Origin of the sequence: Polynucleobacter sp. AP-Capit-er-40B-B4, assembly GCF_018882245.1 — a bacterium.
GTDB lineage: Bacteria > Pseudomonadota > Gammaproteobacteria > Burkholderiales > Burkholderiaceae > Polynucleobacter.
This window is the reverse complement of record NZ_JACVOV010000001.1, coordinates 691,688-718,665: the sequence shown is the minus strand read 5'-3', so window position 1 is coordinate 718,665 and position 26,978 is coordinate 691,688. Positions and strand designations below refer to the sequence as shown.

The following is a 26,978-nucleotide window of genomic DNA, read 5'->3' as shown; positions in this document are numbered from 1 at the left end:
GAGTCCTACATACAACTTCATGCTTTATTGCTTATGAGGGAAAGTATACCTTTATAAAGGCGGTAAAAGACCAAAAAGTAGACTCAAAACTAGGAGATTTTGAAACTTTTAAGCGCAGTTATTGAAAAATACGGAGTTTATTGCCTAAAATTTAGGCGAATTAGCTTTAAGCTCTTAACTTTAAAAATCACTAAAAATACTTATAAAGCGGATTTAATCGCATTTCTGAGCTCATCTTCGCTTATCTTACCCAATTTGCTATAACTAGATTTTCCTTTGGCATTAATGATGATGGTGTAGGGGAGGGCGCCTTGGGAATTTCCCATTTGCTTAGAAAGATTGCTACCCTGCAATCCACCAATCATGATTGGATAGCTAACCGGGGTTTTTTCGAGGAATTCACGAATATTAGAGGGTGAATCGATGCCGATACCGACAAATAAGACATTTTGTTGCAAAAACTCTTGTTGAAGCTTGTCTAAAGTGGGCATTTCTTCAACGCATGGGGGGCACCAGGAAGCCCAAAAGTTCACTACCAGGACTTTTCCTTGCCATTCTTGGGTGTTGGCTGCTTTTCCGTCTGGGGTTTGCCAAGGATTTTCAAGAAACGCTTTTACGGCTGGGTCGCTAGCCAAGCCAGTTTTGTAAATCCATTGCGAAGTCAGTACGCCTGAAACTAGCGCTAAAAGGCTAATTGCGACGATGATGATCCATTGTCTGCGGTTCATTACAACTCCTTCGCTAAAATTCATTAATGCATATACATATCTTGGGCATTTGCGGTACCTTCATGGGCGGCATTGCCGCAATCGCCAGACAAGCTGGACACCGCGTTACTGGCTGCGATGCCAACGTGTATCCACCAATGAGTACGCAGCTTGAGGCTCAAGGCATCGAACTGATTGAGGGATTTTCGCCCGATCAATTATCTCAGTTTGAGACCATGCCTGATTTATTTGTAATTGGCAATGTGGTTTCTCGTGGCAATCCTTTGATGGAGGCAATTCTTAATCAAGGCTTGCCCTATATTTCTGGTCCGCAATGGTTGGGCGAACAAGTTTTATATGGAAGACATGTTCTAGCGGTTGCTGGCACGCATGGAAAAACCACAACTTCAGCCATGCTGACTTGGATTTTGGAATTCAACGGTTATAAGCCGGGATACCTTATTGGTGGCGTGCCTTTGAATTTCACAGTATCTGCGCGCTTGGGTGAGGGTAAATATTTTGTGATTGAGGCTGATGAATACGACACTGCATTTTTCGACAAACGCAGTAAGTTTGTTCACTATCGACCTCGCACTGCTTTATTAAATAATTTGGAATTTGATCATGCTGATATCTTCGCTGATCTTGCGGCAATTGAAACCCAATTTCATCATTTAGTACGTACCGTTCCGGGTGATGGTTTATTGGTGGTGAATGGCGAAGAGCCAGCACTAGTAAGCGTGATTACTCGTGGTGCTTGGTCTCCTGTAGAGCGCTTTGGTCAAGAGCTTGCAAATGAATGGTCCTTAATCTCACAAGAGAATGATGGCTTTATTGTGCGCAAATCTGGCAAGGAAGTAGCCGCAGTGAAGTGGGCTCTTGATTCGGGTGTCATGGGTCGACACAATCAATTCAATGCTCTTGCTGCGATTGCCTCTGCCAACCACATCGGCATCTCGCCGGCAGACTCTGCGCGCGCCTTGGCAGAGTTCAAGAATGTGAAGCGTCGTTTAGAAACCATTGGCGTTGCAAATGACATTACGGTTTACGACGATTTTGCGCATCACCCAACCGCAATCACTACTACCGTTGATGGTTTGCGTCGTCGCGTTGGTAAAGCGCGCATCTTAGCTGTACTGGAGCCACGTTCAAACACAATGAAGCTTGGCGTGATGAAGGCTCAGCTTCCTGGAAGTCTTGAGGCAGCAGACAAAGTATTTGCATATGGCGCAAACTCAGGAAAAGAATCATTAGGCTGGGATTTAACTGAAGTCTTATCGCCACTAAATCAACAAGAGCAGGGTAAAGCGCATGCTTTTGATGATCTTGAGGTATTGGTGAAAGCGGTTGCCCAAGAAGCAAACCCGGGCGACCATATTTTGGTGATGAGCAATGGTGGATTTGGTGGTGTCCATCAAAAACTATTAAAAGCTATTTCGGCAAAGTAACAAAATACAGAAAGCAAAAAATGGGCGATAGATTAAAAGATAAAGTAGCCATCATCACCGGTGCCGCTAAGGGTATTGGTTTTGCTACAGCCCAGCGTTTTGCGCAAGAGGGTGCCAAGGTCATCATCACCGATATCAACCAAGAGGCTATCAACGGCGCTGCTGCACAAGTGTTGAATGCAGAGGGTTATTCCATGAATGTTACTGACCGCGCCAGCATTCAGGCGGTAGTTGACCAGGTAATGCAAAAACACGGTCGTATTGATATCTTGATTAACAACGCTGGCATCACTCAAGATGCGCGCTTAATTAAGATGACTGAAGCTCAGTTTGATACGGTGATTGATGTCAATTTAAAGGGCGTTTTTAATTGCACTCAACTGATCGTCCCGCATATGCTCGAAGCCGGCTCTGGTGCTGTAGTCAATGCATCTAGCGTTGTAGGTTTATACGGTAATTTTGGTCAAACCAATTATTCGGCGACTAAATTTGGCGTTATTGGCTTTACTAAGACATGGGCACGCGAACTTGGTCCCAAGGGAATCCGAGTGAATGCGGTATGTCCTGGCTTTATTGCAACAGAGATGGTCAAAGCCATGCCAGAAAATATTTTGCAAGATATCGAAAGACGCAGCTGGCTTGGCCGTTTAGGCACTCCTACTGAAATGGCTAACGTTTACTTGTTCTTGGCTAGCGATGAAGCGAGCTATGTCAATGGAGTGGCATTAGAGGCCAGCGGCGGGATCTCGCTCTAAGCATGAATCTTTTATATGAAGAAGGTGGCGATATCAAGGTCGCCACAGTGCAGTCTGCATCAGGCGCTGGGGATGCAGAGTCTTGGCAGGCAACCAGTCTTTCTGGAAAAAAGATTAAGCTCAAAGCTAAAGAGGTTTGGTTGCGCTTTGAAAAGCCAGATGCGCAGGCCGCTATGGATGAGGCCGGCACTCTGACTGCCGATATTGATTTGCAGTTGCTTTGGGATTGCGCGCCAGATGATGAGTTTGGCTTGGTGGATGTTGCACAGGAGTACTTTGGCTCGCAAGTAAGTGTTCCGCAGCAAGTCGCGTTAGCGATTGCTTTACAAGGTGCCCCAGTATTTTTTCGTCGCAAAGGTCGTGGTCGTTTTCAGCGCGCTCCGCTTGAGCAATTGCAGGCAGGCTTAGCGGCTCTAGAGCGTAAGCAGAAAGAACTTGAGCAGCAATCGGTATGGCAACAAGAATTGGTTTCTGGCACCTTTCCTGAAACACTTAAGTCATCTGCCAAACAATTACTCTTCTCTCCGGATAAAAATACATCGGCATACAAAGCTTTAATATCTGCCTGCACAGAGACTGGCGAATCTCCAGCGCAACTCATGATCCGTTGTGGCGCAATTGATTCACCATTGGCTTATCACCAGGGATTGTTTCTGAAGGCGCACTTTCCGAATGGTGCCGATCACAACCCAGCTGTTGGGGTTGATCAAGCGGCATATGCATCCGCTATTGCTGAGCTTCCAATCGCCCAAGTGCACGCATTCTCTATTGACGATTCCGGCACTACGGAGATTGATGATGCTCTATCAGTCACGCCAATTGAGGGCGGGCATCGGATAGGTATTCATATTGCTGCTCCAGGTTTGGCCATTTCAAAAGATGATCCCTTGGATCAAGTTGCGCGTAATCGTATGTCTACGGCGTACTTCCCTGGCGACAAAATTACGATGTTGCCTGATTCAGTCATTGAGCAATTCTCCTTAGATGAAGGCATGCCAAGACCCGCCTTATCGATCTATGTTGATATTGATTCTCAGGGGGTCGTCAATCGAGCGACTTTGCAGATGCGTGCAGAGATGGTGCCTATGGCAGCCAATTTACGCTTGGAAGATATTGAGCATCTTGTGAGCGAAGAAAGTTTGCTTGATGAGGGTGCTAACTATCCTTATCGCAAAGAGTTAGCCATTTTGTGGCAAGCCGCTAAACATCTTCATGCGGGTCGCCAAGAAAAGCGCGTGGCAAATGGCTTACGTGCCGAGCAACTTGGGCTTGTGGATCCCAATGCTCTTGCAAGGGACTTTCACTTCCAGATTCAGGAGGTGGATGGGGTTCAGCGCGTTGATATCTTGCCGCGTCAGCGTGGCTCCATTTTGGACACCATTGTTGCGGAGTGGATGATCTTCTGTAACAGCGCATCTGGTCAGCTTCTTGCCGACCACGGTCTTCCAGGATTATTTAGAACTCAGAAGGGCTGGGGCCCACTGCGCACTCGCATGCAAACCACTCCAGGACCGCATGAAGGCTTAGGCCTGGACTATTACGCTTGGTGTACCTCTCCCTTGCGTCGATATTCCGACCTGGTCAATCAATGGCAATTGATTGCGCTTGCAAAGCATGGCGTGACTGCCAAAATGGTTGCACCGTTTCCGCCACGCGATGCTACGCTGATGGGCATTGCTGCTGACTTTGAGTCTTGCTATCAAGCGTATGGAGAGTTCCAAGACCGCCTAGAAAAATATTGGTGTTTACGTTGGATCACGCAAGATGGTGAATCAAAGACTGTGTATGTCCGTCATTTGAAAGAAGGCATGTCTCGAGTGGAGTTAGTGCCATTGCACTTGCCAATTCCAGAGTTGGCAACCCATCCCCGTATGACTCGTGCAGAAGTAGTGATTGCCGATGTAGATTTATTGCAACTTAGCGCAGGTGTTCGAGTTCTAGAAGTTGAAGCAAAGATGGAGGCTCCTGAAAAGGAATCGGCTGACCAGGCTATAGAGTTGGAGCTAGAGCCAGAGCCATCAGGCAAACCTGAAGAAGATGCTAGCCCAGCTTAAATCTCTTGAGATTCCATGTCCTGAGCAACTGGCCAAGGTCTTGCATTGCCTTGGCCGCACATGGAATCGCTATCCGTTTCGTTTTGCCTTATGTGCCTCCATTCTGATTCATCTTGTGTTCTTATCATTTCGCTGGGGTGTTGGGGAAATTCAGAATCGCAGGCTAAATACGCCCTTAAGTGTTGTTTTAGTTAACGCTAGCAATAAAACACCTCCTCAAAAAGCGAGCAAATTAGCTCAAGCCGATTTACAGGGTGGCGGTAAAACAGAGAATCAAGATGCTACTGCACTGCATCGCGCTAGATTGGGCGCAGAAGCAAGACTTGAGGTTTTAGAGAAGCAGCAAAAGCAAATGCTCGCAAAGCTAGATGAGCAGCGCAATCGCTCTGGTGGTCGTAAAAGCGGCGATGAGCAAAAAATTACACCGCAACTCAATTCTTTAGAAGCTGAGTTAGCAAAGCGGCTCCAGTCTGATGGCAGAGAGCCAAGGCGTAAGGTGCTGACGGGTGCTAATACAAAAGCAGTGAGCTTTGCACACTATTACGATGCCATGCGCCAAAAAATTGAGGCTTATGGCAGCGCATTTTTCCCAAGAGCAAATGGCCGTCCCTTATATGGCAGTTTGGTGATTGTGGTGAGTGTGGATAACCAAGGAAGAATCACCACGAACGCCCAGGGTAAAGATGGGCTTTCTATTGGCCGCAGTTCTGGCAATCCTGAGTTGGATCGTCAGGCCCTTGCCATCGTTAGGGCTTCAGCCCCCTTTGGTCCTTTTCCTTCGGAAATGCGCAATCAAATTGATGTATTGGATTGGATCTCCACTTTCGATTTCGCGCGCGATGGAATAGATCGTCTAGAGCTACGTCATTAAAGCAATTTAACTAACTTTATAAATTCGCTTATTCTGTAGTCATTATGAGTTCCACGAATGCCGCCTCTTTGCACACAGACCCAAGCCTTTTTGCTGGCGTGGATGTTTATGCTGTGTCTGGTAATCCGATTGCGCACAGTAAATCTCCAGCAATTCATCAACGTTTTGCGGAGCAAGCAAAGCAGCGTATGCACTATGGGCGTCTTCAGCCTGAGGTAGGTGCATTTGCGCAAGTAGCTAAAGCATTTTTTGCTGCAGGTGGCAAAGGTATGAATGTCACGGTACCTTTTAAGTTGGATGCTCAAAATCTGGCTGACGTATTAACACCCCGTGCGCAATTGGCGGGCGCCGTTAATACTTTGTGGAAAACTGAGGGCAAAATTTTTGGTGACAACACCGATGGTGCTGGTCTCGTGCGTGATCTTTTGGCGCAAGGTATTGCACTCCATAGTGCTCGTATTTTGCTGATTGGTGCTGGCGGAGCTGCGCGTGGCGTGATTGGCCCGCTATTGGAGCAAGCCCCCAAATCACTCATTATTGCTAATCGCTCGAACGCTAAAGCGGATGAATTGGTCAAACTCTTTGCTGATCTAGCGGCATCTAAAGAAGTTGCACTCGAGTCCAGGACTTTGGCTGGTCTGGAGGATCCTGCAAAAACGCAGTACCCATTTGATTTGGTAATCAATGCCACCGCCGCTGGTCTGACGGATGAATCACCTTTGAGTTCGCAGGCGGTGAGCAATATTTTTGTGCCCAGCTCTTTTGCTTATGACATGGTCTATGGCAAAACTACCGCTTTCATGCAGCAAGCCCTTCAACGGGGTGCACGGGTTAGTGATGGCCTTGGAATGTTGGTTGAGCAAGCGGCTGATGCATTCTTGCTATGGCGTGGTGCGCAGTTGGCAAGTTCTATTGATCCTCGTGCAGTGTTGTCAGAGCTACGTAGCTGATTTTTTCTGATGCGCTGGCTTCTCTATCCAGTGAAATGTTTGCTAGCAGGATTTGTGGCGATGCAAATATTCTTTGCTCTACAGATTGCCTTATGGATAGGCTTGGATCCGAGTAGTACCGCATTCCAGCGGGCTGAGCGTTGGCGCTTATGTTCATGGCATTGGAGTTGCTCCATGCAATCTCAATGGGTGCCATACGACAAGATCTCCAATAATCTCAAGCGTGCAGTTCTGGTCAGTGAAGACGATATCTTCTTTCAGCACAGTGGCGTGCGGATAGAGGATATGCAAAAAGCTTGGCAAAAGAATCAACAGCAAAATCAGCAAAAAACTCAAGCAGGCAATAAATCAAAAACAGCTTTGCGAGGTGGTTCAACCATTACGCAGCAGTTAGCAAAAAATTTATTTCTTTCCTCGGAGCAAAACTATTTGCGCAAAGGGCAAGAGCTCATCATCACTGGGCTTTTGGAGTTAACTCTTTCAAAACAGAGGCTGTATGAGATTTATCTCAATTCGGTGGAGTGGGGTGAGGGCATTTTTGGGGTTGGAGCTGCGTCCCAGCACTATTACGCTACCAGCCCGGCTTCACTGGACCGAGACCAGGCTGCCGCACTAGCCTCGGCGTTACCTGCACCCAAGTGTTTTGATAGACAACAGTACTGCCGTCGAGGAAGTATTAATTACTCCGCTCGCCAAGAATTTATCTTGGAAGGCATGGATCGGGTTGCATTAGCGCCTTACCCAAAAAAGTAAGAGCGCTTAGCAATTTCTTAGTTATTTATTTGCTGCAGCTCTGAGGGCATCACGCGTGCTCAGGGCAACTGCTCTGGCGGCTTCTGCAAAATCACTTCCGGAGCTCGCGTACAGAATAGCTCTGGAGGAGTTAATGATCATCCCAGTTCCCGGCTTGCCTATGATTTTTCCAGCACTGACGGTAGCATCAATGTCACCACCTTGAGCGCCAATACCCGGAATTAGCAAAGGCATCTCGCCAACAATGGCGCGTACTTTGGCGATTTCCTCTGGGAAGGTCGCGCCAACTACCAGGCTAATCTGGCCTGAGCCATTCCACTGTTGGGCGGCAAGTTTGGCTACATGTAGATACAGGGGTTCGCCATTAGGAGCGATATTCAAAAACTGCAAATCCGATCCGCCTGGGTTGGATGTGCGGCACAAAACAATCACCCCTTTGCCTGCATGCTTGAGGTAGGGCTCAATGGTGTCAAAACCCATATAGGGGTTCACAGTTACTGCATCAGCCCCATAGCGATCAAAAGCTTCTAAGGCATAGTGGTCTGCCGTGCTGCCAATATCCCCTCGCTTGGAATCCAGAATTACGGGGATATGGGGGTATTTGTCTTTGAGATGCTTAATAAGTTTTTCTAATTGGGCTTCTGCCCTTTGGGAGGCAAAGTAGGCAAACTGGGGCTTGAAGGCGCAGACCAAATCAGCGGTTGCATCGGCAATCTCACGGCAGAACTCGTAGATCCCCTCGGGTTTCCCTTGCAGGGTTGTGGGTAAGCGCTTTGGGTCCGGGTCAAAACCAACGCACAGCATGCTGCCTTGGAAAGCCCATGCGGACTGGAGTTGCTGGTTAAAGGTATTTGAGCGAGAGTTCATTGGATTTGGCTTATTTTAGTGAAACTGTCATGTTGTATAGGATAAACTAGCGCACATTCCTTAGGAGTTCACCATGATCAACTTGTTCGTCCTGCAAAATGGCCGCCTCTCTCAAGAGCAAGTCGAAGATCGCAATGAATTGTTGCAATATGCCAATCCTATCTGGATTGACGTGGTTGATCCAGAAGAAGAGGAATTAATCTGGATTAAAGAGGCGTTTGGCGTACTCTTGCCCGAGCTAGATGACTTGGGCGACTTGGAAGCTTCTGCACGTTACTTCGAAGCAGATGATGGTCACCTCCACATTCGTACTGATTTCTTATTGGATGAGGAAGAAACTTCTCGTAACGTTCGAGTCGCTTTCGTTCTTACCAAGCAAGTATTGTTCTCGATTCATGATGAAGATTTACCAGTGTTCCGCTTAGTTCGCTTGCGTGCGCGTTTACGTCCTGGATCGGTGAGTAATGCAAAAGACGTATTGCTAGATTTGTATTCAACTGATGCCGAGTACTCTGCGGATGCTTTGGAAGAGGTTTATGAAAACCTCGAACAAGCAGGTAAACGAGTCTTGCAAGACGATATCAATGATGCAGATGCAGAACAAGTTCTCGAGACAATTGCAAAAGAGGAAGATACCAACGGACGTATTCGTCGTAATGTGATGGATACCCGCAGAGCCTTATCTTTCCTTATGCGCAGCAAGTTGCTCTCTGATGAACAGCAAGAGGAGGCGCGTCAAATTTTGCGCGACATTGATTCACTCGAAAATCATACTGCTTTCTTATTCGACAAGATTAACTTCTTGATGGATGCTACCGTCGGTTTCATTAATTTGAACCAATCCAAAATTATCAAGATCTTCTCGGTGGTATCCGTAGCTTTAATGCCGCCAACCTTACTTGCCAGTATCTGGGGCATGAACTACAAACATATGCCGGAATTAGATGCGACTTGGGGTTACCCAATGGCAATTGGTGCGATGTTGGTTTCTGCACTTATCCCACTTTGGTACTTCCATAGCAAAGGCTGGATGAAGTAATCAGCAGTTTGTAGTTTTTTAACTTCTCAGTAAGGCGATTAACTCAGCAAGCGCAAACACGGTTGCTTGCTCTCTCACCTTTTGACGATCGCCGTCAAAGCGCATGGTTTTGGTCAGGATTTGATTTGCGGTAGCCCAGCCAAACCAAACAGTTCCAACCGGTTTTTCTTCTGACCCACCGGTTGGTCCAGCCACCCCAGTTATGGAGATCGCCACATTGCTCCCCGAGTTGATCCTGGCACCCTCGGCCATTGCCTTTGCTACGGCCTCACTGACTGCCCCATGGGTCTCAATGATTCCCGCTGGAACCCCAAGACATTCTGTTTTAGCTTCATTGCTATAGGTAATGTAGCCACGTTCAAACCATTCACTTGATCCTGATAGCTCGGTTAAGGTGGCGCAGACTAGGCCGCCAGTACAAGACTCAGCGAGTGATACCGTCCAATTTCTGGAAAGCAAAATCTCAGCCAATGTTTTAGTGAGGTCCGCTGTTTTCATTGATGATCGTTATTTAATTAGAAACTGCAACAAGGCAATGATGAGGAGTGTGCAAAAGGCAGCCGCAAGATCATCAATCACAATGCCAAAACCGCGCCAAATAATTTGTAATAAAGAAGAGCGCTTGGAATGATCGGTTGCCATATCTTTAAAGTGGCGGTCAATTATTCCAATTGGACCTGGCTTCATCGCATCAAAATAACGGAACAGCCCAAATGCAATTGCTTGCATCCAAATATTGGTTGGCATGATGAAGATCAGAACTAACCAAAAGGCAACAATTTCATCCCAAACAATTCCACCAAAATCTTTTTTACCAAGCTCTTCGCTAACATGGCCACAGATCCAGCAGCCAAGCACTATGCCACCACCAATAGTCCAGAGAAAATCTTCAGTGCTGAGAAAGTATTCACCGACCAGAAAGGCTGCCCAGGCCCAGAGCGTGCCGGCAGTGCCTGGTGCTACGGGGCTGAGACCGCTACCAAAGCCAAATGCAATGGTCCGACTAGCGGTTTGAAATACCCACTTAAAAGTTGGCTTCACTTCAACAGAATTCTGAGGATTCGTCATGATGCAAAGTGATCAAATGATTTTAAAAATGGGGCAGCTTCTGCATCACTCAAAAGAATGCCAGACTCATCTAGTAAATATACTTTTGCTTCAACATCATTTTTAAGAACTGTTTTGCCAATGATGGTGAGAGGCAATCCAATTGATTTGCTAATCGCTTCGATTTTGTCGCGTTGACTTTCTGGGGCAGTAAAGCAAATCTCGTAGTCATCTCCACCGCATGCAGAAAATTGTTTTTGAATTTGCATGCCTTGCTTTTGTAGAGTTGCAGATTTTGGCAGCTTGCCTAACTGAATTTCAGCATCGACTTGTGACTGTTTCAAAATGTGACGTAAGTCGCCAAGAAGACCATCGGATACATCTAGGGCGGAGCTCGCAATATTTCTAAGTTGCACACCCAATTCAGTTCTCGGTGTGGGGTTGTGCATGCGGTGTTCTATTTGTTGCAAATCCTCAGCGGGGAGATTAATTTCATGACGCAGTGCAGCAAGAGTAAGTCTGGCATCACCAACGGTTCCTGAAATCCAAATGTCATCACCCGGCATTGCCCCTGATCTACGAATGGCTTCTCCGGTAGGGATTGCGCCAAAAGCAGTGATTGAAAGCGTCAGTGGTCCTGCTGTGGTGTCGCCTCCTATGAGGGGGCATGAATACTCTGCCGCCATAGCAAAAAGACCCTTTGAAAATGCCTCTAACCATGCGTTATCAACGGTTGGAAGGGCAATTGCCAGTGTAAATCCAATGGGTCTTGCACCCATGGCTGCTAAGTCTGAAAGGTTGACTGCTAGGGCTTTGCGGCCTAATAGCTCGGGATTGGCGCCAGCAAAAAAATGCCTACCTTCAACCAGCATGTCGCTAGTGATGGCAACTTCTTCATCCGCCCCGGGCTTAATTAGGGCGCAATCATCGCCAATTCCAAGGGTAATGGCTTGATCTGCATTGGTACGCAAAGAATTCGCACCCGTTTTAAAAAAACGTTCAATGAGGTCGAATTCCCCAGGGGGTGTGGAATGAGAAGACATGCTTCATTTTATGGCGGTTATGTAGTGAGCGCCCGAGAGGAATAGAATTAAGCTCTTAACTGTCTTAGATAAAACAAAGATAAGACGAAATTTAGCGAGCTAGTGAATGAGCAAAGAAAACAATAAAGAGCAACAAATTGCAGCCTTAAGAGAGGCAGCCCTCCAGTACCACGAGTTTCCTACTCCGGGCAAAATTGAAATTGCCCCCACAAAGCAACTAACCAATCAACGAGATCTAGCCCTGGCGTATACGCCAGGTGTTGCTGCTCCTTGTGAAGAAATTGTTAAAGATCCTGCGAATGCTTTTAAGTACACAGCACGTGGAAATTTAGTTGGCGTCATCACAAACGGTACTGCCGTTTTAGGTTTGGGAAATATTGGGCCATTGGCAAGTAAGCCGGTGATGGAAGGTAAAGCAGTTCTTTTTAAGAAATTTGCTGGCATTGATGTTTTCGATATCGAAGTTAATGAAAACGATCCAGATAAGTTGGTAGAAATTATTGCGGCATTAGAGCCAACATTCGGTGGCATTAATTTAGAAGACATTAAAGCGCCTGATTGTTTTGTAGTTGAGCGCAAGTTGCAAGCGCGTATGAAGATTCCGGTCTTCCATGATGACCAGCACGGTACTGCAATTGTGGTTGCAGCCGCCATCCTCAATGGTTTGAAGGTAGTTGGCAAAAAAGTTGAAGAGGTAAAACTGGTCACTTCTGGAGCGGGCGCCGCAGCATTAGCTTGTTTAGATCTGTTGGTTGATCTTGGTATTCAGCGCAAAAATATTTGGGTAACAGACTTAGCTGGTGTTGCTTACAAAGGTCGTAAAGAGTTGATGGATCCAGAGAAGGAACCATTCTGCCAAGACACAGATTTACGCACACTCGATCAAGCAATTGAAGGCGCGGATATTTTCTTAGGCCTTTCTGCTGGTGGTGTGCTGAAGCAAGATATGGTGAAGAAGATGGCGCCTAAGCCATTGGTTTATGCCTTAGCAAATCCAACCCCAGAAATCTTGCCTGAAGAAGTGAAAGCAGTTCGTCCAGACGCGGTGATGGCAACAGGACGCACTGATTACCCGAACCAAGTTAATAACGTTTTGTGTTTCCCGTTTATCTTCCGTGGCGCATTGGATGTAGGCGCAACCACTATTACTCGTGGCATGGAAGTCGCAGCAGTCAAGGCTGTGGCGGAGTTGGCTCAAGCAGAGCAGAGTGAGGTTGTAGCGTCGGTTTACGGTATTGAAAACCTTTCCTTTGGTCCGGAGTATTTAATTCCTAAGCCATTTGATCCGCGTTTGATTACTGTGATTGCTCCAGCTGTTGCTAAAGCTGCAATGGATGATGGCGTTGCTTCACGTCCGATTAAAGATTTCGATGCATACCGCAATCAGTTGCAACAATTTGTGTACCACTCTGGTACTTTGATGAAGCCGCTCTTTAGCATTGCTAAACGCGTGCCTGCAAATCAAAAACGCATTGTGTTTGCTGAAGGTGAAGATGAGCGTGTATTGCGTGCAGTGCAAATCATCATCGACGAACATTTGGCAACACCAATCCTGATTGGTCGTCCAGCTGTGATTGAGCATCGAATTGTGAAGTTTGGCCTTCGTATGAAGGCGGGCGATGACTTTGAGGTTGTTAATCCAGAGAATGATCCGCGCTACCGTGACTTCTGGCAAACCTACCTTGGCCTTACAGAACGTAAGGGTGTGACAGAATCTTTTGCCAAGTTAGAGATGCGTCGTCGCAATAGCTTGATCGGATCCATCATGATTATCAAAGGCATGGCCGATGGCATGATTTGTGGAACGGTTGGTAATTCCGCAACTCATCTTAAGTATGTGGATGAAGTGGTTGGTCGTGAGGCTGGTGCCAATGTATATGGTGCGATGTCTGGTCTGATCCTGCCCGGTCGCCAAGTATTTTTAGTTGATACCCATATCAACATCGACCCATCTGCCTGCGAATTAGCCGAGCTAACTTTGATGGCTGCAAGTGAGATGCGTAAGTTAGGTCTCGTACCTAAAGTAGCGCTGCTTTCACATTCCAATTTTGGTTCAAGCAACGCACCATCTGCAATCAAAATGCGCGAAGTATTGGCGTTGATTCAGAAAGCAGATCCAACCCTAGAGGTGGACGGTGAAATGCATGGCGATAGTGCTTTGGATGAAACCATTCGTGCGGGCGCGGTAACATCTTCTCCATTAAAGGGTGATGCCAACCTCTTAGTTCTGCCAAATATTGATGCAGCAAACATTTCTTATAACTTGCTAAAAACAGCAGCGGGTAACGGCATTGCAATTGGCCCATTGTTATTAGGTGTTGCTAAGCCAATTCATATTCTGACCCCAGCAGCGACAGTTCGTCGTATTGTGAATGTGACAACTTTGGCAGTTGTTGAGGCCGCAAGCAACGCAAGAGGCATTTCTTAAGACCCTTGAATTATGTAAGTTAGCGATAACTTACATAATTTATTTCTATATAAATCAGTGTGTTACATAAAATGCACTGTATTTGGGCTTGATTTGATGGCGTGTTACGGGTAACCTAGCACCCATCATGAATAATCGCTCTGAAAACAGCAATACAGCCAGCTTCGAAGAACAGAGCCGTGCTGAAAGTTGGGATAGCAATGATCGACTTGAAACCGAATCATCCGCTGCCAACATTTATGCTGAAGGCGGTTTATCTCGTTTACAAACCTATGCAGCAAATCAAGTTTCGGGGAAAAAAGTGACAGCTTCTTGGCGTGCCGCTTTGGCCGTTCGCGATGCCGGACCGCCGGCTATGTTGCGCAGTGTGCGCCCAAATATTGTGCAATCGATTCGTGCTTTCCGTACCCCTGATTTGCAGGAAGCCGCAACAGAATTGGGTCAACACTTCATTTATGCCAATTGCGCCAATGCAATGACTAAGGGCGAGGTTTTGGAATCCATTGCGATTGCTTATTCGTTTACTAAGCAGCAGGCAAAAAACTACGATCCTTTGTTAGATGCTTTGACCACTACGGTTGATAAGTCTGGCCCACAGCCTGGCTTTGTTGTGGTGCTTGAAGGCTTGCCTTGCACTCAGAAGTTTGACAAAGAAGCGCGCGAAACACTTTTAGATGTTTTCCGTGATGCAGTTGATTTCTGGGCTGAGCGCCGCACTCCATACCGCGTTTTCTATTCTTTCGCTTAATAGCAAAAGCCTTAGAAGCTCCATAAATCGCCTCTACTTGAGGCGATTTTGCATTTCAGGATTCCATACGCTGTGGACGGCTGTAATGGCCACCACGCCAGCCGTTTCCGTTCTCAGCACGCGCTCACCCAGGGATACCAGTTGATAGCCTGCAGCCTCTGCCTGAGCCTCTTCTTCGGGGGAGTGACCACCTTCAGGACCAATCATTAAGACAATATCTTGAGGTTCATGTTCTAGAAGTACTGAATACATGCTATTTGTTGCATCAGGACTAAGAAGTAACTTGAGGGCAGGTTTTGGAATTGCCTTTAAGTAAGCCTCAAAAGTTTGAATGGGCTCCAGACTGGCAAAGACAGTGCGATCGCATTGTTCGCAGGCTGCTTGAATGATGCCTTCCCAATGGGCAAGCCGTTTTTGGGCGCGCTCAGCATCACTTGAACGAGTCAGCTTGAGAATAGAGCGCTCACATTGCATCGGAGCAATATTTTGGGCGCCAGTCTCAACCGCTTTTTCAACAATCCAGTCCATTTTGTCGCCACCAGCTAGTCCCTGGGCCAGGGTAATGGCGTAAGGGGTCTCGCGATGGGTATCTTTGCGGATGTCGGTTAGCTGAACTTGACCTGTTTTTCCGCTCAAAGAGAGGAGCTCTCCCTTGGCAACTTGGCCTTTTCCATCAAATACTGGGAAGAATTCCCCGGCCTGAATGCGTCGAACACGCAAATGGTGGGCAACCTCGGGTGTGAGGGTCGTTGGCTTTTGGGATTCCCATGGTCCGGGAAGATAAAATTGAGGCATTACTGAAATATAGCCAATTTATTTTCCTCGAGACCACTTTTACGATGTCAAACCTTCAAATTCGCATGGCCAATGCCATTCGCGCTTTATCCATGGATGCAGTACAGCAGGCAAATTCAGGTCACCCTGGTATGCCGATGGGTATGGCAGATATTGCTGTAGGTCTTTGGAACGAACATTTAAAACACAATCCAACCGATCCGCATTGGATGGATCGCGATCGTTTTGTTTTATCAAATGGTCACGGCTCCATGTTGTTGTATTCACTCTTACATCTTTCTGGTTACGACTTGCCGATTGAAGAGTTGAAAAATTTCCGTCAATTGCATAGCAAGACACCGGGGCATCCTGAATATGGAATCACTCCCGGAGTAGAAACAACTACTGGTCCACTTGGTCAAGGAATTTCGAATGCGGTTGGTATGGCATTGGCCGAGAAATTACTTGCTGAAGAATTTAATCGTCCTGGTCATAACATTGTTGATCACTACACCTATGTATTTTTAGGTGACGGTTGTTTGATGGAAGGTATTAGCCATGAGGTTTGTTCTTTAGCTGGCACACTCAAGCTGAATAAGTTAATTGCATTGTGGGATGACAACGGCATCTCGATCGATGGCAAAGTGGTTTCTTGGTTTAACGAAGATACGCCCAAGCGCTTTGAGGCTTATGGTTGGAATGTCATTCGCGATGTGGATGGGCATGATGCAGAAGCGGTTTCTGCGGCCATTGCTAAGGCTAAAAAGAGCGATAAGCCGACACTCATTTGCTGCAAGACCGCCATTGGTCAAGGCTCACCTAATATGGCTGGTAGCGATAAGGTGCACGGCTCACCATTAGGTGCTGCTGAAATTGCAGCTACTCGCGTTGCTTTGAACTGGCCTTATGCCCCGTTTGAAATTCCGAAAGATATTTATGCTGCATGGGATTTTAAAAAACGTGGTCAAGCAGCTGAGCATGAGTGGAATAAAGAATTCCAGAAATATAAAAATAAATTTCCAGAACTCGCTTCTGAATTACAGCGCCGCATGGAAGGTGAATTGTCAAAAGACTTTTCATCTACATTAAATGCGTATTTAAAAACTTGCCAAACTAAGGCTGAGACTATTGCAACTCGTAAAGCAAGTCAGAATGCAATTGAAGCTCTAGCGCCAGCGTTACCAGAATTTATGGGCGGCTCTGCTGACTTAACAGGTTCTAACTTAACCAATTGGTCTACATGCAAGCCTGTGCGTGGCGATCAGTGGGGTAATCACATTAATTACGGTGTGCGCGAATTTGGTATGAGCGCCATCATGAACGGTATCGCTCTGCATGGTGGCTACATTCCATTTGGTGGCACCTTCTTAACTTTCTCAGATTACAGCCGTAACGCTTTGCGTATGGCTGCCTTGATGAAGTTGCGTAGTATTTTTGTCTTTACGCATGACTCAATCGGTTTGGGCGAGGACGGACCAACTCACCAGTCTGTGGAGCACGTAGCCAGCTTACGCCTCATTCCAAATTTGATGGTTTGGCGTCCTTGTGACACCACTGAGAGTGCGGTAGCCTGGGGTGCAGCAATTGAGCGCAAGAATGGTCCTAGCGCATTGATCTTTAGCCGTCAGAATTGCCCATTTGTCTCCCGCACCCCTGCACAAATCAAAGAAATTTCTCGCGGTGGTTATGTGTTGCGTGATCCATCTGGCAAGATTGATGCAGTGATTATGGCTACTGGCTCTGAAATTGCTCTCGCTTTACAAACAGCGCAACAATTAGAAAAAGAAGGTTTGGGAGTTCGCGTTGTTTCGATACCTTCAACCACCGTGTTTGATCAACAAGATGCCGCGTACAAAGCAAAAGTATTACCAGCCAATATTCCACGTATTGCAGTTGAAGCGGGCGTAAGTGATTTCTGGTGGAAGTATGGTTGTGCAGCGGTGCATGGTGTTGATACCTTTGGTGAGTCTGCGCCTGCCCCGCAACTCTACGAATACTTTGGCCTGACTGCTGATCAGATTGCGAAGACTGTTAAACAATGCATCGCAAAGAAGTAATTTAAATACGCAATAAATTCAATATTAGTAAGGGGAAGTAAATGACAATTCGTGTCGCAATTAATGGTTATGGGCGTATTGGCCGCATGGTATTGCGTGCCTTATATGAAGATCAAGTCAACGGCAAACCACGCCGCGATATCAAGATTGTTGCAATTAATGCGATGGGTGATATTGCCATTAATGCTCATTTGACTCAATACGATTCAGCTCACGGCCGCTTCCCAGCTGAGGTCTCTGTAGATGGTGATTGCATGGTGGTAAATGGCGATCGTATCAAGATGTTCTGTACACGCAATCCTGCAGAAACTCCTTGGGGTGAATTGGGTGTGGATTTAGTTTTAGAGTGCACGGGTAAGTTCACCTCTAAAGAAAAAGCCATGATTCATATTGAGCAGGGCGCGAAGAAAGTATTGATTTCTGCTCCGGGTGAAAAAGATGTTGATGCAACGATTGTCTATGGCGTAAACCAAAACGTACTCAAGCCAAGTGATGTGGTTGTATCGAATGCAAGCTGCACAACAAACTGTTTAGCTCCACTAGTGAAGCCTCTCCTAGAAAAGATTGGCATTGAGTCTGGTTTGATGACAACGATTCATGCATTTACAAATGATCAAGTTTTGACTGATGTGTATCACAAGGATATGCGTCGTGCGCGTTCTGCTGTAACCAGCATGATCCCAACGAAGACTGGTGCTGCTAAGGCAGTAGGTTTGGTTCTGCCAGCTTTGGCAGGTCGCTTTGATGGTTTCGCAATGCGCGTGCCGGTGATTAACGTTTCAGTAGTGGATCTTACTTTCGCTGCAAGTCGCGCTACTAGCGTTGATGAAGTGAACTCTATTCTCAAGGCGGCTAGCGAAGGCGAGCTCAAAGGTATTTTGGGCTTTAATACCTTGCCATTGGTTTCAATCGACTTTAACCATGATCCACGTCCAAGTATTTACGACGCTTCCCAAACTCGCGTTTCTGCAGATGGCAAATTGGTTAAGGTATTGGCTTGGTATGACAACGAGTGGGGTTATTCAGTCCAAATGCTCAATGCCGCTGAAGCATTAATGGCTGTAAAGTAATAAAAACAGCCAAGAGTGGTTAAAAGTAGTTAAAAAACGCTTAAATCTTCTTTTTAAGCTTAATTATGTGAAAAAAGACCTCAAATCGAGGTCTTTTTTGCTTTTGAGGGGCTAAAACAACCTATTTTGCTTGTTTATTGCGGCAATTTTTCTTCTGACATTGGCCATACATGGCTAAGGAGTGCTCTTGGAGCTTAAATCCGAGGTTTTTAGCGATATCACGTTGCCTTTTTTCAATGGCTTCGTCTACAAATTCCTCGACATGGCCACAATCAATGCAGACCAAGTGGTCATGATGCTGCCCTTCATTGAGCTCATAGATAGCCCTGCTATCCCCTTTGCTGGATTCAAAATGGCTGCGCAGGAGTAGGCCGGCTTGTTCAAACTGGGTGAGAACCCGATAAACAGTGGCCAAACCGATCTCTTTGTCTTCTTTGGCTAGGGCCATAAAAACATCTTCAGCGCTAAAGTGGGTACCACCGTTTTGATGGAAAAAATCCAGAATTTTCATCCGCGGCCCAGTTGCTTTCAGGCCAATATCACGTAAATTTTCAGGGGTAGGGATTTGGGTCATATATATGGCATTGGGAGCTAAAATCAATGTCTTAATGATACGGCCAGCCATGCAAAATTGCCTTGAACTTTTTACCCGCTTTTTGAACCCAGTTTTAAAGGGTGTTTATTCCCCTGTTCGATTGGGAGTTGTGGCGCTCACCCTTTTTGGGCTCATGGGGGTGGTTGGCTGCACTTCTGCGGTTGACAATACTCAGCGCGCTTGGATGAACAAGATCTTTAGGCCTTATGTTCCCGATGTCGTGCAAGGTAACTTTATTTCTAGCGAGCAGTATTCAAAGCTACAGCTTGGCATGAGTCGCGAGCAGGTGCGTCAAATTTTAGGTACACCATTGTTAGCAAGTTACTTTCACGCAAACCGTTGGGATTATATTTTTGAATTTAAACGCTCTGGTCAACCTATTGGCAAAGAGCGTCATGTCACCGTGTTTTTTGATGGTGACAAGGTGGTGAAGTTTGAGGGTGATGCATTGCCTACTGAAGTCGAGTTGGTTGCAGAGATCGATAACTACGCCAAAACAAAGCGTTCATTCTGGGATGTGGTTACTGGATCCAATAAGCCTCCAGTTACTCCACCATTACAGAGCCCTGAATTATTGGTTCCAAGTAAGACTGATAACTTGGCTGCTGGAGCGGCAATACCTCCGGCCCCAAAGAGTAGTTCATTTTGGGACTTTTTTGGCTCCTCAAAGAATGATCCAGCTGCACAGTCTCCTCAGTTGGGGCCTGGCACTTTAAATGATGTGCCAAAGGCGGCAGATTCTAAGTAATAGAAATCACTTTTGTACTGATGCCAAGATTACTGTTTTGGCTCACTTGAATAAGAAGCGAAGAAACACATGATGAAGATTGCAATTGCAGGCGCAACAGGCCGTATGGGTAAGATGTTGATTGAGGCTGTCCTCAACACAACAGATGCGCAGTTGGTTGGCGCACTTGAGCATACCGCATGCCCACAACTGGGCGAAGATGCTGGCGCATTCTTGGGTAAAAAGACTGGTGTGCTGATTTCCGCTGATGTGGCTCAGGTATTGGCCGATGCCCAATTCTTGATCGACTTCACTAGGCCGGAAGGCACCATGGCTCATTTGGCTGTGGCTGAAAAGACCGGTACCAAAATGATTATCGGCACTACTGGTCTCACTACCGATCAAATTGCGAACTTGAAAAAAGCTTCGTCAAAACTAGCGATTGTGTTTGCGCCAAATATGAGTGTGGGTGTGAACGCTACATTTAAGCTCCTTGAGATTGCAGCCAAGATGCTCAATCAAGGATATGACATTGAAATTATTGAAGCGCATCATAAGCATAAGGTAGATGCGCCTTCGGGCACAGCACTCAAGATGGGTGAAGTGATTGCGGATGCGTTGGGTGAAAAATTAGATGACGTTGCGGTGTATGCTCGTGAAGGCCATACCGGCGAACGCAAAGAGGGTTCGATTGGTTTTGCAACTATTCGTGGTGGCGATATCGTAGGTGACCACACCGTGCTATTTGCTGGCGACGGTGAGCGTATTGAAATTAGTCACAAGTCTTCAAGCCGTCAGTCTTACGCGCAAGGATCATTGCGCGCTGCCCGTTTCTTACAAGGCCAAAGTAATGGTTTGTTTGATATGCAAGATGTTCTAGGCTTGCGCAAATAATTAGTTAATTAATTAAAGATAGAAGAAAAGAGTTGTCGCAGAATGAGTAAGGATTACGACTACCGCAGTATTGAAGCCGCAGCGCAAGCTGATTGGGAAAGTGCGCAAGTCTATCAAGTAGCAGAGAACGCGGTTGATGCACAAGGCAAAAAAAAGCCCAAGTACTACGCTTGTTCTATGTTGCCTTATCCATCTGGCAAGCTCCACATGGGTCATGTACGCAACTACACCATTAATGATGTGATGGCACGTCAACTCCGCATGCAGGGCTACAACGTCTTGATGCCTATGGGTTGGGATGCGTTTGGTATGCCCGCTGAAAATGCAGCGATTCAGAATAAAGTACCTCCAGCAAAATGGACCTACGACAACATTGCTTATATGAAAAAGCAAATGGCTGCGATGGGTTTAGCAATTGATTGGTCACGTGAAGTTGCAACTTGTAGTCCTGATTACTATCGTTGGAACCAGTGGCTCTTCTTGAAGATGCTGGAAAAAGGTATTGCCTATCGTAAAACTCAGGTAGTCAATTGGGACCCGATTGATCAAACTGTTTTAGCAAATGAACAGGTGATTGATGGGCGCGGTTGGCGTTCTGGCGCTTTAGTTGAGAAGCGTGAAATTCCCGGTTATTACTTCAATATCACCGCATACGCTGAACCTTTGCTCTCTGGCTTAGAGGGTTTGGGTTGGCCAGAGCGCGTGAAGACAATGCAACAAAACTGGATTGGTAAAAGTCGCGGGGTGCGGTTTGCGTTTAAACATGAAATCGCTGATGACCATGGTAACTTTATTCAAGACGGCTTGCTGTATGTATTTACTACGCGTGCAGACACCATCATGGGTGTTACCTTTTGCGCAGTGGCGGCAGAGCACCCACTAGCCACTAAGGCGGCTGCCAATAATCCAGCACTTGCTACATTTATTGAGAAGTGCAAAACGGGCAGCGTGATTGAGGCTGACTTGGCTACTCAAGAAAAAGAAGGAATGTTTACTGGCTTGTATGTCACGCATCCTTTGACGCATGAGCCTGTGCCCGTCTGGGTTGGTAACTACGTTTTGATGTCTTATGGTGATGGCGCAGTCATGGGTGTGCCTGCACATGATGAGCGCGACTTTGCATTTGCACTGAAGTATGAGTTGCCGATTAAGCAAGTGATTGCACTCAAAGGCGAGTCACCGATGTTTAATACTACGCATTGGGAAGACTGGTATGCCCAAAAAGATGACGTGGTTTGTTTTAATAGCGCGCAGTTTGATGGCTTATCCCACGATGAGGCAGTAAGTGCAGTTGCTAAAGAATTAGAAAAGCTCGGCATTGGTGAAATCAAGACGACCTATCGCTTACGTGATTGGGGTATTTCTCGCCAGCGTTATTGGGGTACGCCGATTCCGATTATTCATTGTGGCGATGAGAGCAATCTTGGTTGTGGCGCAGTCCCGGTGCCTGAAGCGGATTTGCCGGTGGTATTGCCTGAAGATTGCGTGCCAGATGGTAGCGGCAATCCTCTCAATAAACGTGCTGACTTTTTGGATGTGAAGTGTCCGAAGTGTGGCAAGCCTGCGCGTCGCGAAACTGACACTATGGATACCTTTGTTGATTCTTCTTGGTATTTCATGCGCTATACCGGTCCCAATGCGAAGACTATGGTTGATGAGCGCAATGAGTATTGGATGCCAATGGATCAATACATTGGTGGTATTGAACATGCAATTTTGCATCTGCTTTATGCGCGCTTCTGGACCAAGGTCATGCGTGATCTCAATCTCATTACCTTTGATGAGCCATTCCAGAATCTCTTAACGCAAGGCATGGTGCTTAATGAGACCTATTACTCTGAAGATGCCTCTGGCAAAAAGACTTGGCTCAATCCACTAGATGTGGAATTGGATCTTGATGAAAAAGGTCGCCCTAAGGGTGCTAAGTTGATTGGCGATACTTCTAATACACCAGTTGTAGTTGGGGGTGTTGAGAAGATGTCTAAGAGCAAGAACAATGGTGTTGACCCACAGGCTTTGATTGATGAATATGGTGCTGATACAGCCCGCTTGTTTGTCATGTTTGCTGCTCCTCCTGAGCAACAGCTGGAATGGTCTGGGGCAGGCGTAGACGGTGCCTCTCGTTTCTTGCGCCGAGTATGGATGTATTCCAGCAGTCAAGCGAGCGCTTTGCGTGACGCGTCTGATTCATTGCCAGGCAACTTAAATGATGCTGAAAAAGAATTGCGTCGCGAAGTGCACACCATTTTGAAGCAGGCTAATTTTGACTATCAACGTCGTCAGTACAACACCGTTGTGTCTGCTGCTATGAAAATGCTCAATGTGCTTGAACCTATTAAGTTGGACCAAGACTCTAAGATCAGCACTCCTGTATTGCGTGAATGTCTGAGTATTTTGTTGCGTGTTCTTTACCCGGTAGTTCCTCATTTGACGCATGTACTCTGGACAGATTTGGGCTATGTAAAAACTTTTGGACCATTGCTAGATGCTCCGTGGCCCTCTGTAGATGAAGCCGCTTTGATTCAAACGGAAATTACTTTGATGTTGCAGATTAATGGCAAGCTGCGTGGCGATATTAAGGTGCCTGCAGATGCCAATAAAGAGCAAATTGAACTTTTGGCTTTACAAAGTGAGTCTGCACAAAAAGCATTAAATGGTGGCGCACCCAAGAAGGTTATTGTGGTCCCAGGCCGCCTTGTGAATATTGTTGCTTAAATAGAAGATAAAGACATGAGCGTAAACTCCCTGCGCCGCACAATGCTAGGTTTGATTGCTACCGCCCCCTTGAGCGGCTTGATTGCTTGTGGCTATCGTTTGCGCGGCATGGTGGATTTACCTTTCAAGGTCATTGCCATTACTGGCAGCCCTTCGCCACCATTGCGGGCAGATTTGCAGACTGCGATTTTGACAGGGACTGATGCCAAGGTGGCTCTCAATCCCAAGGATGCAGACCTTATCTTAGAAATTACCAACGATGTAAATGGGCGTGAGATCTTGGCATATAACTCCAATGGTCAAGTGTCAGCATATCGCCTCAATATTCGTGTTGGCTTTAGAGCATTTGATATGGCAGGTGCTGAAGTGGTTCCAGAGGCAGAGATTTATATGACTCGGGATATGGACTTTAGTGTTTCAACAGTCTTGGCAACCGATGTTCAAATTCAACAATTTTTGTCGCTTATGCGTCGAGATTTAGCAATTCAGATTTTGCGACGTGTAGCTGCCACTGCTAAATCACCGCGAGCAAGAGCGTTTTAATCAGACGTAGCGCGCATGATTAAAGTTGATTCCCTTCACGCGCATCTCAAGTCCTTGAGCTCGGGCGCCGCTATGTTGCCGCTATATGTCTTTAGTGGTGATGAGCCTTTGCTAATGATGGAGGCGATGGACCAACTGAGGTCTGCAGCAAAGAAGCAGAACTTTACTGAGCGTGAGGTGTTGCTGCAGGAGCGTGGATTTGATTGGAGTGCCCTGTTAAGTGCAGGCCAGACCATGTCCTTGTTTGGCGATAAGCGATGGGTAGAGTTACGCATCCCGACTGGCAAGCCTGGGCGCGATGGAGCAGACGCGCTCAAACAGTTTGCGGCTCAAATTGCTACGCAGTCAGTGGGTTCTGAAGGTCCTGATACCGTGGTTTGTATCGTTTTGCCTCGCTTGGATGGCAAGACTAAAACCTCAGCATGGTTCAGCGCTTTGGATGATGCAGGTATGGCAATTCAGATTGATTCATTGGATCGCAGTCACTTGCCGCAGTGGATTGCAGGACGTCTTAAGCGACAAGATCAAGAAGTTGAGGCAGGTCCAGAAGGTCAGCGAGCACTTCAGTTTATTGCTGATCAGGTGGAGGGCAATTTAATTGCCGCCCATCAAGAAATTCTGAAATTAGGTTTGTTGTATCCCACTGGGAAATTGACTGAAGAGCAAATTCGCTCTTCTATTCTGAAGGTGGCACGCTATAACGTCTTTGAGTTAACCGAAGCTATGCTCGCTGGGGATTTGGCAAGGCTGAATCGCATGTTGGATGGTCTCAAAGGCGAGGGCGAGCCGCTGGTATTGATTCTGTGGAGCGTAACCGAAGAGCTTCGGATACTATCTAAACTGAAGGCGGCGAGTGATGCAGGGGAGTCTGTACAGAATCTCATGCGCGCCAACCGCATTTGGGGAAATAAAGAGCGTTTATACCCGGCGGCATTGAGAAGAGTGCAACCTCTAAAGCTGAGAAGAGCGATGCAGGTTGCCGCAGGATTGGATCGTCAGGTAAAAGGTCTGCATGCTGCAGATTTGCCAGCAGACCCTTGGGATGGCTTACGCTTAGTAGGAAATTTATTGCGTTAAGAAGTGAGCAAAGAGTAAGTGAAGAGTAATCAGAGAGCAATCAGAGAATAAAAATGAGTTCAGCAATTCAAAAAATGATGCAAGACATTGGCATGCGAGCACGAGCTGCATCGCGTGCAATGGCGCGTGCATCTAGCGAGCAAAAAAATCAAGCTTTATTGCATATTGCAAAGGCAGTTCGTCAAAAGTCAGCTGAGATTCAGAAGATCAATCAAATTGATGTTGAGCGTGCTAAAGCAAATGGCCAAGACGCTGCTTTTATTGATCGCTTAACCATGACCCCAAAAACTATTGAGACGATGGCCTTGGGTTTAGAGCAAATTGTTTCTTTAGAAGATCCTATTGGGAAAATTACTCCATTAAAGAAGCAGGCATCAGGCATTGAGTTGGGCCAGATGCGTGTGCCGCTTGGAGTGATAGGTATTATTTATGAGTCTCGTCCTAATGTAACCATTGATGCCGCTGCATTGTGCTTAAAGTCAGGCAATGCTGTGATTTTGCGTGGTGGCTCTGAGGCAATTGATTCCAATACTTTGCTGGCTCAGATTATTCAAGAGGGCCTGTCTGCTGCAGGCTTACCTAAAGATGCGGTGCAGGTGGTAACAACGACGGATCGCAGTGCTGTCGGTGAAATGATTACGATGACTCAATACATCGATGTCATAGTGCCACGAGGCGGAAAAAGTTTAATTGCGCGCTTGATGGCTGAGGCACGTGTTCCAATGATCAAGCACTTAGATGGTATTTGCCACACCTATATTGATGCCGATGCTGATGTAGCAATGGCTGTAAAGGTGTGTGATAACGCTAAGACCCAACGCTATGCACCCTGTAATGCAATGGAAACTTTGCTCGTAAATCAAGAGATTGCTAATACAGTATTGCCAACGCTGTGCAAGATTTATCAAGATAAAGGCGTAGAGCTGAGAGTTGATTCATTGACTCGTAAAACACTTGAGGCCAATGGTTTTCAGAATTTAGTCGATGCCAAGGAAGAAGATTGGCAAACCGAATATTTAGCCCCAATTCTGTCAATTAAGACGGTGGCTAATATTGATGAGGCCATGAACCATATTGAGCAATATGGCAGCAAGCACACTGATGCCATTATTACGAACAATAAAGCGCAAGCAGATCGCTTCTTGCGCGAGGTAGACAGTGCCAGCGTAATGGTGAACGCCAGCACTCGTTTTGCCGATGGCTTTGAGTACGGCTTGGGCGCTGAGATCGGCATTTCGAATGACAAGCTGCATGCCCGCGGCCCAGTTGGTCTTGATGGACTGACCTCCTTAAAGTATGTAGTCATGGGCCATGGCGAGATTCGTACCTAATTTAATAGCGCAAAGTAAATACACTACATATGAGTAATTCCTACCTTTGGGTTAAAACTTTTCACATCGTATTTATTACTTCGTGGTTTGCTGGCTTGTTTTATCTGCCCAGAATCTATGTGAATTTGGCTGAAGAGAAAAACGCTGAGGCTTATGCTCGCCTGCTAGGTATGGCTGACCGCCTATTTCGGTTCATGACGATCCTGGCGGTGCCAGCAGTCTTATTGGGTATAACGCTGTGGCTTTATTTCGGTATTGGTCGTGGTGATACATGGATGCACGCTAAATTATTTTTTGTGATTCTGGTGCTTGGATATCACCACGCTTGTTTAAGCTTGCTCAAAAAGTTCCGCATTGGTACGAATAAGCGATCTGGTGTTTGGTTTCGGTGGTTTAACGAAGTGCCAGTAATTTTGCTGATCATTATTGTTGCTTTGGTTTTATTTAAGCCTTAAGTCCAACCAATCAGTATTATTTTATTTTTA

25 protein-coding genes are annotated in these 26,978 nt (G+C 46.5%); 18 read left to right on the top strand and 7 right to left on the bottom strand.

What is annotated here, in order from left to right:
* Positions 1–200: 200 nt before the first annotated feature.
* Positions 201–728 (bottom strand): TlpA disulfide reductase family protein, encoded by a 528-nt coding sequence (locus tag ICN19_RS03595; protein WP_216245805.1) that lies wholly within the window; start codon positions 726–728, stop codon positions 201–203.
* A gap of 26 nt (positions 729–754) precedes the next feature.
* On the opposite strand from ICN19_RS03595, the gene mpl reads away from it, so the two are divergent.
* Genes mpl through mtgA form a run of 6 tightly spaced genes read left to right on the top strand, consistent with a single transcriptional unit; the run spans position 755 to position 7,538 of the window.
* Positions 755–2,155, top strand: coding sequence for a UDP-N-acetylmuramate:L-alanyl-gamma-D-glutamyl-meso-diaminopimelate ligase (gene mpl, locus ICN19_RS03590; RefSeq protein ID WP_216245804.1), 1,401 nt, complete (start codon positions 755–757; stop codon positions 2,153–2,155).
* A gap of 20 nt (positions 2,156–2,175) precedes the next feature.
* Complete coding sequence (gene fabG, locus ICN19_RS03585) at positions 2,176–2,910, top strand: 3-oxoacyl-ACP reductase FabG (protein ID WP_216245803.1); 735 nt, start codon at positions 2,176–2,178, stop codon at positions 2,908–2,910.
* A gap of 2 nt (positions 2,911–2,912) precedes the next feature.
* Positions 2,913–4,964 carry a ribonuclease catalytic domain-containing protein gene (locus ICN19_RS03580; RefSeq protein ID WP_216245802.1) on the top strand — a complete coding sequence of 684 codons (2,052 nt, stop codon included), beginning with the start codon at positions 2,913–2,915 and terminating at the stop codon, positions 4,962–4,964.
* Positions 4,948–5,835: an energy transducer TonB gene (locus ICN19_RS03575; RefSeq protein ID WP_216245801.1), complete on the top strand. Its 888-nt coding sequence runs from the start codon at positions 4,948–4,950 to the stop codon at positions 5,833–5,835. The genes ICN19_RS03580 and ICN19_RS03575 overlap by 17 nt, the downstream gene beginning before the upstream one ends.
* 44 nt (positions 5,836–5,879) lie before the next feature.
* Entirely contained in the window at positions 5,880–6,785 is a 906-nt protein-coding gene (gene aroE, locus ICN19_RS03570; protein ID WP_216245800.1) for a shikimate dehydrogenase, read from the top strand.
* A gap of 9 nt (positions 6,786–6,794) precedes the next feature.
* Positions 6,795–7,538 carry a monofunctional biosynthetic peptidoglycan transglycosylase gene (gene mtgA, locus ICN19_RS03565; protein ID WP_216245799.1) on the top strand — a complete coding sequence of 248 codons (744 nt, stop codon included), beginning with the start codon at positions 6,795–6,797 and terminating at the stop codon, positions 7,536–7,538.
* A gap of 21 nt (positions 7,539–7,559) precedes the next feature.
* Here mtgA and pyrF read toward each other — a convergent pair whose 3' ends face one another.
* Entirely contained in the window at positions 7,560–8,405 is an 846-nt protein-coding gene (gene pyrF, locus ICN19_RS03560; protein WP_216245798.1) for an orotidine-5'-phosphate decarboxylase, read from the bottom strand.
* Positions 8,406–8,478: 73 nt separating this feature from the next.
* Here pyrF and corA point away from each other — a divergent pair, with 73 nt between their 5' ends.
* Positions 8,479–9,444, top strand: coding sequence for a magnesium/cobalt transporter CorA (gene corA / locus ICN19_RS03555; RefSeq protein WP_216245797.1), 966 nt, complete (start codon positions 8,479–8,481; stop codon positions 9,442–9,444).
* Between the two features lie 18 nt (positions 9,445–9,462).
* Here corA and ICN19_RS03550 read toward each other — a convergent pair whose 3' ends face one another.
* The 3 genes from ICN19_RS03550 to thiL are packed head-to-tail and all read right to left on the bottom strand — an operon-like array spanning position 9,463 to position 11,534.
* Positions 9,463–9,942, bottom strand: a complete 480-nt coding sequence (locus ICN19_RS03550) for a CinA family protein (RefSeq protein ID WP_216245796.1) — start codon at positions 9,940–9,942, stop codon at positions 9,463–9,465.
* Between the two features lie 9 nt (positions 9,943–9,951).
* A complete protein-coding gene (locus ICN19_RS03545) occupies positions 9,952–10,512 on the bottom strand; it encodes a phosphatidylglycerophosphatase A (protein ID WP_216245795.1) in 561 nt (186 codons plus the stop codon).
* Complete coding sequence (gene thiL / locus ICN19_RS03540; protein WP_216245794.1) at positions 10,509–11,534, bottom strand: thiamine-phosphate kinase; 1,026 nt, start codon at positions 11,532–11,534, stop codon at positions 10,509–10,511. Before thiL ends, ICN19_RS03545 begins: the two co-directional genes overlap by 4 nt.
* 106 nt (positions 11,535–11,640) lie before the next feature.
* Here thiL and ICN19_RS03535 point away from each other — a divergent pair, with 106 nt between their 5' ends.
* The gene (locus ICN19_RS03535; RefSeq protein WP_216245793.1) at positions 11,641–13,962 is read left to right on the top strand and encodes an NADP-dependent malic enzyme; all 2,322 of its coding nucleotides are present in this window, start codon (positions 11,641–11,643) and stop codon (positions 13,960–13,962) included.
* 127 nt (positions 13,963–14,089) lie between these two features.
* Positions 14,090–14,710 carry a barstar family protein gene (locus ICN19_RS03530; protein WP_216245792.1) on the top strand — a complete coding sequence of 207 codons (621 nt, stop codon included), beginning with the start codon at positions 14,090–14,092 and terminating at the stop codon, positions 14,708–14,710.
* A gap of 33 nt (positions 14,711–14,743) precedes the next feature.
* Here ICN19_RS03530 and ICN19_RS03525 read toward each other — a convergent pair whose 3' ends face one another.
* Positions 14,744–15,505, bottom strand: a complete 762-nt coding sequence (locus ICN19_RS03525) for a 16S rRNA (uracil(1498)-N(3))-methyltransferase (RefSeq protein ID WP_216245791.1) — start codon at positions 15,503–15,505, stop codon at positions 14,744–14,746.
* Between the two features lie 44 nt (positions 15,506–15,549).
* On the opposite strand from ICN19_RS03525, the gene tkt reads away from it, so the two are divergent.
* Together tkt and gap are read left to right on the top strand one after the other, a co-directional pair.
* Positions 15,550–17,541: a transketolase gene (tkt, locus tag ICN19_RS03520; RefSeq protein ID WP_216245790.1), complete on the top strand. Its 1,992-nt coding sequence runs from the start codon at positions 15,550–15,552 to the stop codon at positions 17,539–17,541.
* Between the two features lie 41 nt (positions 17,542–17,582).
* On the top strand, positions 17,583–18,611 hold the full coding sequence (gene gap, locus ICN19_RS03515; RefSeq protein ID WP_068320409.1) for a type I glyceraldehyde-3-phosphate dehydrogenase: 1,029 nt from the start codon (positions 17,583–17,585) through the stop codon (positions 18,609–18,611).
* A gap of 121 nt (positions 18,612–18,732) precedes the next feature.
* Here the strand turns inward: gap and fur are convergent, their stop codons facing one another.
* Positions 18,733–19,176: a ferric iron uptake transcriptional regulator gene (gene fur / locus ICN19_RS03510; RefSeq protein ID WP_167345985.1), complete on the bottom strand. Its 444-nt coding sequence runs from the start codon at positions 19,174–19,176 to the stop codon at positions 18,733–18,735.
* Positions 19,177–19,315: 139 nt separating this feature from the next.
* On the opposite strand from fur, the gene ICN19_RS03505 reads away from it, so the two are divergent.
* The 7 genes from ICN19_RS03505 to ICN19_RS03475 all read left to right on the top strand — a co-directional run bounded on the left by ICN19_RS03505 (position 19,316) and on the right by ICN19_RS03475 (position 26,948).
* Positions 19,316–19,954 carry an outer membrane protein assembly factor BamE gene (locus ICN19_RS03505; RefSeq protein WP_370625125.1) on the top strand — a complete coding sequence of 213 codons (639 nt, stop codon included), beginning with the start codon at positions 19,316–19,318 and terminating at the stop codon, positions 19,952–19,954.
* A gap of 72 nt (positions 19,955–20,026) precedes the next feature.
* Positions 20,027–20,827, top strand: coding sequence for a 4-hydroxy-tetrahydrodipicolinate reductase (gene dapB / locus ICN19_RS03500; RefSeq protein ID WP_216246029.1), 801 nt, complete (start codon positions 20,027–20,029; stop codon positions 20,825–20,827).
* 42 nt (positions 20,828–20,869) lie between these two features.
* Complete coding sequence (gene leuS / locus ICN19_RS03495; RefSeq protein ID WP_216245788.1) at positions 20,870–23,542, top strand: leucine--tRNA ligase; 2,673 nt, start codon at positions 20,870–20,872, stop codon at positions 23,540–23,542.
* Positions 23,543–23,557: 15 nt separating this feature from the next.
* Positions 23,558–24,085, top strand: coding sequence for an LPS assembly lipoprotein LptE (gene lptE, locus ICN19_RS03490; protein ID WP_216245787.1), 528 nt, complete (start codon positions 23,558–23,560; stop codon positions 24,083–24,085).
* A 15-nt stretch (positions 24,086–24,100) separates the two neighbouring features.
* Positions 24,101–25,162, top strand: coding sequence for a DNA polymerase III subunit delta (gene holA, locus ICN19_RS03485; RefSeq protein ID WP_216245786.1), 1,062 nt, complete (start codon positions 24,101–24,103; stop codon positions 25,160–25,162).
* Positions 25,163–25,215: 53 nt separating this feature from the next.
* A complete protein-coding gene (locus ICN19_RS03480) occupies positions 25,216–26,493 on the top strand; it encodes a glutamate-5-semialdehyde dehydrogenase (RefSeq protein ID WP_216245785.1) in 1,278 nt (425 codons plus the stop codon).
* A gap of 29 nt (positions 26,494–26,522) precedes the next feature.
* On the top strand, positions 26,523–26,948 hold the full coding sequence (locus ICN19_RS03475; RefSeq protein ID WP_216245784.1) for a CopD family protein: 426 nt from the start codon (positions 26,523–26,525) through the stop codon (positions 26,946–26,948).
* Positions 26,949–26,978: the final 30 nt, after the last annotated feature.